At 47.1% G+C, this 8140-nt stretch carries 8 protein-coding genes and 1 pseudogene; 4 read left to right on the top strand and 5 right to left on the bottom strand.

The window, feature by feature from the left end; all coding sequences use genetic code 11:
• Window positions 1-46 precede the first annotated feature (46 nt).
• Both QMD03_05590 and lysS read right to left on the bottom strand, forming a co-directional pair.
• Window positions 47-1327 (bottom strand): lipoprotein-releasing ABC transporter permease subunit, encoded by a 1281-nt coding sequence (locus QMD03_05590; GenBank protein MDI6776703.1) that lies wholly within the window; start codon window positions 1325-1327, stop codon window positions 47-49.
• Between the two features lie 23 nt (window positions 1328-1350).
• The gene (gene lysS / locus QMD03_05595; GenBank protein ID MDI6776704.1) at window positions 1351-2832 is read right to left on the bottom strand and encodes a lysine--tRNA ligase; all 1482 of its coding nucleotides are present in this window, start codon (window positions 2830-2832) and stop codon (window positions 1351-1353) included.
• Between the two features lie 173 nt (window positions 2833-3005).
• Here lysS and QMD03_05600 point away from each other — a divergent pair, with 173 nt between their 5' ends.
• Entirely contained in the window at window positions 3006-3422 is a 417-nt protein-coding gene (locus tag QMD03_05600) for a single-stranded DNA-binding protein (GenBank protein ID MDI6776705.1), read from the top strand.
• 68 nt (window positions 3423-3490) lie between these two features.
• Here the strand turns inward: QMD03_05600 and QMD03_05605 are convergent, their stop codons facing one another.
• Both QMD03_05605 and QMD03_05610 read right to left on the bottom strand, forming a co-directional pair.
• Window positions 3491-3679, bottom strand: a complete 189-nt coding sequence (locus QMD03_05605) for a twin-arginine translocase TatA/TatE family subunit (protein MDI6776706.1) — start codon at window positions 3677-3679, stop codon at window positions 3491-3493.
• A gap of 46 nt (window positions 3680-3725) precedes the next feature.
• The gene (locus QMD03_05610) at window positions 3726-4487 is read right to left on the bottom strand and encodes a DUF4115 domain-containing protein (GenBank protein MDI6776707.1); all 762 of its coding nucleotides are present in this window, start codon (window positions 4485-4487) and stop codon (window positions 3726-3728) included.
• A gap of 297 nt (window positions 4488-4784) precedes the next feature.
• On the opposite strand from QMD03_05610, the gene QMD03_05615 reads away from it, so the two are divergent.
• From QMD03_05615 to QMD03_05625, 3 genes and pseudogenes are all read left to right on the top strand, one after another.
• On the top strand, window positions 4785-5948 hold the full coding sequence (locus tag QMD03_05615) for an acyl-CoA dehydrogenase family protein (GenBank protein MDI6776708.1): 1164 nt from the start codon (window positions 4785-4787) through the stop codon (window positions 5946-5948).
• A 181-nt stretch (window positions 5949-6129) separates the two neighbouring features.
• Window positions 6130-6501, top strand: a pseudogene (gene nifU, locus QMD03_05620) (Fe-S cluster assembly scaffold protein NifU).
• Window positions 6502-6660: 159 nt separating this feature from the next.
• Entirely contained in the window at window positions 6661-7836 is a 1176-nt protein-coding gene (locus QMD03_05625; protein MDI6776709.1) for a cysteine desulfurase family protein, read from the top strand.
• Here QMD03_05625 and QMD03_05630 read toward each other — a convergent pair.
• Window positions 7829-8140 (bottom strand): hypothetical protein (locus QMD03_05630; protein MDI6776710.1); only part of this gene is annotated, 312 nt, incomplete at its 5' end. The genes QMD03_05625 and QMD03_05630 overlap by 8 nt on opposite strands.

Below are 8140 nucleotides of genomic sequence, written 5' to 3' on the forward strand. Positions count from 1 at the left end.
TTGAGCGAGTTTTTAGCTTTCCTGCTGTTTTATGTTTACCGCTTACTCATTCGTATCTAAGAGCCTCAGCCGGGTCCAGTCTGGAGGCCCTCCAGGAGGGGTAGATCGTTGACAGGAAACATATCAGTATTGTCCCTATGACAATAATGGAAACATCGCCGTAGTTGACCCGGGAGGGGAGTTCGCTTAAGTAATAAACATCTGACGGCAGTATCTTGAACTTGAATAAATTTTCGATGAAGCGAGACAACTTTTCTATATTCAAGGCAACGGAGAGTCCCCCGATACAACCCAGGAAAGTGCCGATGGTACCGATTGTCAGTCCCTGGAGGATAAATATTTTCATGATACTTTTTGCTGTAGCTCCCATGGATTTTAGAATAGCGATATCCCTGTTTTTTTCCATTACCACCATGATCAGGATACTTATGATATTAAAGGCTGCAACCAGAACGATAAGACTGAGGATGATAAACATGACCCGCTTTTCAAGCTTCAGCGCGGAGAAGAGATTTTTATTCATCTCCATCCAATTCCTGGCCAGGTAAGGGTATCCGAGTTTCTTTTCTATTGCCTTTGCAATGACATCGGCCCTATAGATGTCGTTGACCCTGATCTCAATACCGGTAACCGTATCGTCCATGTTCAGGAATTCCTGGCAATCTTTGAGGAATAGACAGGCCAATGTGGAGTCATATTCATAGAATCCGGAATCAAACACGCCAACCACGAGAAACTTCTTCATGCGTGGTACCATCCCCAGCGGGGTAGGAACCCCCATGGGGGATAACAAGTTGACCACATCAAAGAGGGATAGCCCTAAATTTTTTGCCAGTTCTTTTCCGATGACAATGCCGGGAAGATTGGCCAGGTCCCCCTCAAGTCTGAGTTTGCCTCGATGTTTTTCCGAAAGGTAGTCAATACTTCCTTCCTTCATTTTTCCCAGATTGATGACCTTAAGGGCGCCCTCCTCCGTCGCCATTCCTTTCAGGACCACGCCGCTGACATTTCCCCCGTTCTTTAACATTGCCTGGCTGTATATGAAAGGTGTTGTGGCAATGACACCATCCACACTGGCACAATCTTTCATGATCTTTCGATAATTCCTCATCTTCCCGCTGTATTCCATCAGGACAATATGGGAATTGATTCCCAGAATCTTATCCCTGAGATCGGTTTCAAAACCGTTCATCACGGCAAGAACGATGATCAGTGCGGCGACACCAAGGAAAATCCCGACCATGGAAATGAAGGTGATGATGGAAACAAAAACCTGCTTCCGCCTGGCCCTCAAGTATCGGAGACTGATAAAAAATTCAAAAGACATGACGTAAAAATCCGGCCGAGTAGCTACGCTTCTTTCATCCTCATATGGGGGAAGAGGATAACATCCCTGATGGAGGGACAGTCCGTAAAGAACATGACCAGCCTATCAATACCGATTCCTTCCCCTGCTGTGGGAGGCATTCCGTATTCAAGGACTTTGATATAGTCCTCGTCCATTTCGTGGGCCTCTTCATCTCCAGCCTCTCTTTCCTTAAACTGCATCAGAAACCGTTCCCGCTGGTCCACGGGATCGTTCAACTCAGAGAAGGCATTGGCGATTTCTTTTCCATAAATGAAGAGTTCAAAGCGATCGGTAAATGCAGGTTCCTCAGCGCTTCTCTTCGCCAGGGGTGAGACCTCAACGGGATAATGCGTGACGAAATGGGGTTGAATGAGCTTTTCTTCCACCGTTTCATCGAATATAGCCATCATTACCTTCCCCAGGGGTTCGCCGTCTCTGATGGGTAATCCCAGTTCCCTGGCACAGGCAACGGCTTTATGGGGGTCTTCAAGGATGTCAGGGGCGATCTTACCGTATCGGATAATCGCTTCCCTGACGGATATACGCGGCCAGGGTGGTGTCAGATCAATCTCTGTGCCCTGGTATTGAAAATTCAGGGAACCAAAGATTTCCCGGGCGATGAAGGTAAGCATTTCCTCGGTCATGACCATTAGGTCTTCGTAGGTTGCATAGGCCTGATAGAACTCCATCATGGTAAATTCGGGATTATGAAAGGTAGAGATTCCTTCGTTTCGGAAATTTCTGTTTATTTCGTAGACCCTCTCCAGGCCTCCCGTAATCAAACGTTTCAGGTACAACTCCGGAGCTATCCTCAGGTAAAAGTCCATCCCGAGGGCATTATGGTGGGTTTTAAAGGGACGCGCCACTGCACCGCCGGCCTTCGGCTGCATCATGGGAGTTTCCACCTCGAGAAAGTCCCGTTCCTCCATAAATTGGCGGAGGAGCTGAATGATACAGCTCCGCCTGTAAAATACCTCTTTTACCTTAGGGTTGACAATCAGGTCGAGATGTCTCTGCCGGTATCTTGTTTCGACATCTGTGAGGCCATGCCATTTCTCCGGCAGGGGTCTGATGGCCTTTGATAAGAGGCGAAGTTCATCCACTTCTATCGTTAATTCGCCGGTCTTTGTCTTGAAAACCTTTCCCGCGATGAAAATGATATCTCCAATGTCGAGTCGTTTAAAGAGAGAGAAGGCATTCTCACCGAGGGTGTTCTTATTGATATAGCCCTGAATCCTGCCCTTTCTGTCCTGGAGATCAATAAATGCCGCCTTACCGAAGTTTCTTACGGCCATCAGCCTTCCCGCGAGGGTAGATCTCTCATTGATCCTGGCAAGGGAATCATGGTCCATCTTGGCAAACCTGCTTAGGATGGATGCCGTTGTATCCCTGAACTGCACATCATTAGAATACAGCTCGATGCCATCGGCCTTCAGGGATGCTATCTTTTCCATACGCTTCCTCAGAAGCTCACTCTCTTCCATAAACCATTTGTCCCGATGCAATATAAGCGTACTTGACTATATTTTTTTTCTGGATTAGTCAAGCATGATTTGAGATTAATTGATCAAGTGCCACCAATAATTACATTGCTAAAAGTATGGAAGTTGTGTAATGTTTTTCTTCAAATTCATGGAATTTAAGGAGGGGGACGAAGATGGTAAACAAGGCGATCTTGATAGGCAGGCTGGGAGCTGATCCCGTGGTCAGATATACCCCCGATGGGGCAATGGTGACCAATTTCAATCTGGCAACGGACGAACAGTGGAAAGACAAGAATGGTGAAAGGGTGCAGCGGACGGAATGGCACCGTATCGTAACCTTCAGAAAACTGGCGGAGATATGTAGCAACTACCTTTCCAAAGGGAGAATGGTCTTCATTGAAGGGAGGATCCAGACACGGTCCTGGGAAGACAAGGAAGGCAACAAACGCTCTACAACGGAGATCATTGCCACAAATATGCAAATGCTGGAACCGAAAGGACAGGCGAAGGTCCCCGATACAGCAACAGACGATTCTCTTTCTCCACCTTCCAGTTTGGAACCCTTACCTGAAGACGATGTCCCCTTTTAATAATAGTCATACGTCATAAGTCAGACAGAAGACGTACGACGTAAGACATACGACGGGGGGTTCCGGCATTATTTCGGTTCGATTTTCCTGGCCTCTGGTGTGACGTTTGTTTCGTCCGGTTCGTGGGTGGCTCTCTTAAAATTCTTGATGCCTTTGCCAATGGCGCCACCGATCTCCGGCAGTTTCCCCGCTCCGAAGATGATCAGAATGATCACCAGGATAACCAGTAACTCGGGCATACCTAAACTTCCGAACATATTTTTATGACCTCCTCAAATTAGTAAGCGTTCAGCTTTGCCGAGCCTACGGCAACCTCAAATGGACAACTTGGCCTGGCCCTCCTAAGCTTGCCAGGGGGGTTCCCTCAAACTCGACGTTGATGCCTCCTGCATTGCCAACATCAATGGTAAAGGATGGGGCAATACGTTCAATCTTTTCACCTGGCTGCAATAAGACTTCATAAGGCGAACCTTGTCCTTCCCTGATCCTTAACCAGGTTAAGTCTGTGGCTTCTATGTTTAAATGATAAGATGTCTCTGCGCTTGCTTGATCGGCAGCTTTACCCTTGGCCTGCATTTGCGGATTGGTTGCCTCGGCAGGTTTTGCCTCGGGTATATAGGGGACAGCCTTACCGCTTTGGTATTGGGGAATATCTGCGCCTGTTCTATAATATAAAGATATACAAAAAATGAAAATACCGGCCACGATGATAAAAGATAGGATTAAAAAAAGTTTCTTATAATGGGTCCCGATGGTTCGAGGTGATTTTGGAAACTCTTCTTTTTCATAAGTGCTTTTCGATGCTTCAAGATAGCTTTCATAATGGTCAAGGATCTTCTTACTGTCAATACCTATGATCTGTGCGTACGTTTTGATAAAAGCCTTCGTATAGATAGGTGGAGGAAGTAGAAGAAAATCTCCGTTTTCAATAGCTTCAATATTGACGGGGCTTATCTTGGTGATCTGGAATAAATCATTTAAGGTGAACCCCATAGATTCCCGGCGGGCTTTTAAATCCTCATTCGGTTTTTCAGGAGGCAACATATTTTTATTTTTTGTTACCATCGACCGACCAATTTTATAAGATAATTTTTCGCAATTTATCACTAATTTTAATATCACGCAATAAAAAAATACTATTTCTTCCTGAGAACTTACAACCTGATCTTAATTTATACTATTGACACCCAGGTGCCTTCATTTTATACTCTCCCTCCCCTCAAAAGGGGTAGGGCCATATTGGGGCAGCGGGGACAGGGCTGTTCCATCCCATAAATATTTTTGTTAAGTTAACATCAGCAGGACAGGCGTCTCGCCTGTCGTGTTATGTCTGGAACAATACACTATTATACAAGGAGGAAAATGATGGCTGGCTTTGGTTTTACGGAGGAACAGGAGATGTTTCGGGAAACTGTGCAACGTTTCGCCCGGCGGGAACTTGCTCCAGGAGCAAAGGAGCGGGCAAAAAAGACGGACCGCCCGCTGGAATTGATAAAGAAAGTTGCTGACCAGGGACTGGTGGGATTGGCCGTTCCCCAGAAATTTGGAGGTGGCGAGGCGGATTGGGTCACTGTTGGTATCGCTGTTGAAGAAATGTCGAAGGCCGATTTTGGTCTCGGCATGCTCCCGGTACTGCCCGGGCTGTTTTCCATACTTCTCACCCGCTATTGTTCAGAAGAGATGCAGCAGAGATACCTTCCCGCTATGGCTCGGGGGGAGTGTTCCGGTTGCTTTGCGATAACCGAGGCTGATTGTGGTTCGGATGTAGCTGCCATAAGGACAAAGGCTGTAAGAGATGGGGATCATTATATCATCAATGGCGAAAAAACTGGTGTCAGCGGTGGTATGGATGCACATGTCGCCGTGGCCCCGATCAAGACTAACCCTCAGGCTGGAGCTAAGGGGATTAGCATGTTCGTTCTTCCCCTTGACCTTCCCGGTGTAAGCAGGTCTCGAATTCCGGACATGGGTTTTAATCAGATAGGTCGAGGTACGTTATTCTTAGACAATGTGCGCCTACCGTTAGAGTATCGTATCGGCGAAGAAGGCAAAGGTTTTTACTTAATAATGGGGCAATTTGAAGTTTTACGGGTCTTTCTGTCAATAGCGGCTTTAGGACTTGCGCAGACTTCTCTTACAGAGGCAATTGAGTATGCAAAAATACGCAAAGCTTTTGATCGTCCGATAGTGCAGTTCGAAGGCGTTTCTTTCAAAATTGCGGAGCATGCCACCTGGATTGAAGCGGCGAGGTTACTATGCTATCGAACCCTCTGGCTGGCTGATCAGGGCCTTGAACACAATAAAGAATCAGCGATGTGTAAATGGTTCTGCCCCGTGGTAGCTGTCAATGCCATTCATGATTCCCTGCTTATTCATGGGCATGTGGGTTACAGCGAGGAGCATCCCGTTGAGCAACGCCTGCGAGACGCCATTGGTTTTGAGATGGCCGATGGAACGGCGAATATAATGAAGATCATCATCAGCCGGGAACTTGTAGGGAGGGAGTTCCTTCCAAGTGAGAGGTAATAGATCTTACGCTTTATAGCGTGTAGGAGACGAGAAAGCCTTTCAGAGTCTGGGAAAAGCTTCGTGACAGGAACAGGCTTCAGTAATGAGTAATAATATAAATGTTGTATCCTACGGGAAAAAGGGGATAGATAAGGTAGGGGTGATGTTGAAAGGTCGAAGGAGAGAAGGAGGTATAAATATGTATTCAGAGATAGTCATGGATCATTTTAAAAATCCGAGAAATGTCGGGAGAATGGAGGATGCGGATGGGATAGGGGAAGTCGGTAATCCTATCTGTGGCGATATGATGACCATTTCCATTAAGGTTAAAGATGGTCGTATTGATGATATCAAATTTTTAACTTTTGGTTGCGCGGCGGCCATTGCCGTCTCCAGTATGCTTACAGAAATGGCCAGGGGAAAGACAATGGAGGAGGCCAAAAAGATCACCAACAAATCGGTGGCTGAGGCTCTGGAAGGTCTCCCGAAAAACAAGCTCCATTGCTCGAATCTGGGGGCAGATGCTCTTCAACTTGCCATAAAAGACTATGAGGATAGGAAGGCAGGTAAAGCCAGGCCTCCGCAAAGGAGTGAAGACAAGCATGAGCACACCGAGGGGGCTACATGCAAGTGCCCCTACTGCGATGCAGACATGGAGGCTGAGTTAGAGTTCTGTACACATTGTGGCAGTGAGATAAAAGAGACAGTAGTTCACTGAGGAGAATTCGTGATGAAGATAGTAAACCTGGATTATATATCGGGTAACCCCATGTTGCCGGAGATTCAGGAGGCCATGATTGAGGCCATCAAGGAAAACTATGGCAACCCTTCCAGCTCCCACAGGTTAGGTGACCAGGCAACGGAGGCGCTGGAGCTGGCCCGGGAAAAGGTAGCCAGGCTGATTAATTGCGCATTACCTGAAGAGATAGTTTTCACTTCCTGCGGAACCGAATCCATCAACCATGCCATAAAGGGGGTAGCCTTTGCCAGGACAGACAAGGGGAAACATATAGTCACCTCCAACATTGAACATAATGCCGTTTTAAAGAGTCTGAGAAGATTGTTAAAGATGAACTACAGGGTAACTTCAGTCTCGGTAGATGAATACGGGATGGTAAATCCTGATGACGTGGCAAGGGCGATTACAGATGAAACCATCCTGGTAACAATCATGCATAGCAACAACGAGGTCGGCACAATTCAGCCGATAAAGGAAATAGCACGTATTACCAGGGAAAAGAAGATACCCTTTCATTGTGATGCAGTAGCCTCGGTGGGGGTTGTGCCGGTTGATGTCCAGGAGCTGGGTGTAGATTTACTGAGTTTTTCCGCCAATCAGTTCCATGGGCCGGCAGGTGTGGGTGGCCTCTATATCCGTAAAGGCATAAACCTTTCGCCATTGCTCGATGGAGGGGGCCAGGAAAATAACAGGAGGGCAGGAACGGAGAATCTGATCGGCATTATCGGGATGGGTGTAGCTGCCGAGATTGCCCGGCGAGAGATGGAATCACGCGTGAAACATGCAAAAAAATTAAAGGAAAGATTGATAAAGGGACTGAAGGAAGATATTGATGATATTATCATCAATGGTCATCCGGAACTCTCTCTGCCCAATCTCGTTTCCGTGTCTGTAAGGTACATCGAGGGGGAAAGCATTGTCCTCATGCTGGATGAAGACAATATCGCTGTTTCCACCAGATCGGCCTGTGCTTCGGGAGCCCTGAGGGCCTCGCACGTACTCCTTTCCATTGGGAGGGAATATGCCGATGCCCAGGGTACACTCGTGATAAGCTTCGGCCGGGATAGTACGGAGGCGGAGATTAACCTCTTCCTTGAGGTATTGAAAAAGGCGGTTGTCTTCCTGAGAAATATGTCCCCACTCTATCAGAAGGTCAACTCTAAGTAACACATCCTTGGAATGGTTTCAGAGGGAAGAAGAGAAGGCAGGTGGGGAAATCATGGAAGACAGCCAAAAGTTGCTTCAAGAGATGGGTGCCATACTGGTTAGATGAGGGGGGTGTGTGACGCTGCAAAGCAACCGAGAGATGAACAATTTTATCGTGACCGACGCGGCATTTTCTGACCGGAGGAACCAGGGTTTGTTTTGGGCTTTTTTTCGTGGGAGGAACATTATTGAGTTTCCCTGCCCCATAGCCCCTGTTTTTCATCAGATTGAAAGGTCTCTCGGCATGCTTCCGAATATTCCTGAC

The sequence above is a fragment of the Syntrophales bacterium genome (assembly GCA_030018935.1).
Lineage (GTDB): Bacteria > Desulfobacterota > Syntrophia > Syntrophales > CG2-30-49-12 > CG2-30-49-12.

Excerpts from the sequence above, each read along its gene's own strand:
- QMD03_05590 (MDI6776703.1), bottom strand. The coding sequence starts at position 1,327 with ATGTCTTTTGAATTTTTTATCAGTCTCCGATACTTGAGGGCCAGGCGG.
- lysS (MDI6776704.1), bottom strand. The coding sequence starts at position 2,832 with ATGGAAGAGAGTGAGCTTCTGAGGAAGCGTATGGAAAAGATAGCATCC.
- QMD03_05600 (MDI6776705.1), top strand. The coding sequence starts at position 3,006 with ATGGTAAACAAGGCGATCTTGATAGGCAGGCTGGGAGCTGATCCCGTG.
- QMD03_05605 (MDI6776706.1), bottom strand. The coding sequence starts at position 3,679 with ATGTTCGGAAGTTTAGGTATGCCCGAGTTACTGGTTATCCTGGTGATC.
- QMD03_05610 (MDI6776707.1), bottom strand. The coding sequence starts at position 4,487 with ATGGTAACAAAAAATAAAAATATGTTGCCTCCTGAAAAACCGAATGAG.
- QMD03_05615 (MDI6776708.1), top strand. The coding sequence starts at position 4,785 with ATGATGGCTGGCTTTGGTTTTACGGAGGAACAGGAGATGTTTCGGGAA.
- QMD03_05625 (MDI6776709.1), top strand. The coding sequence starts at position 6,661 with ATGAAGATAGTAAACCTGGATTATATATCGGGTAACCCCATGTTGCCG.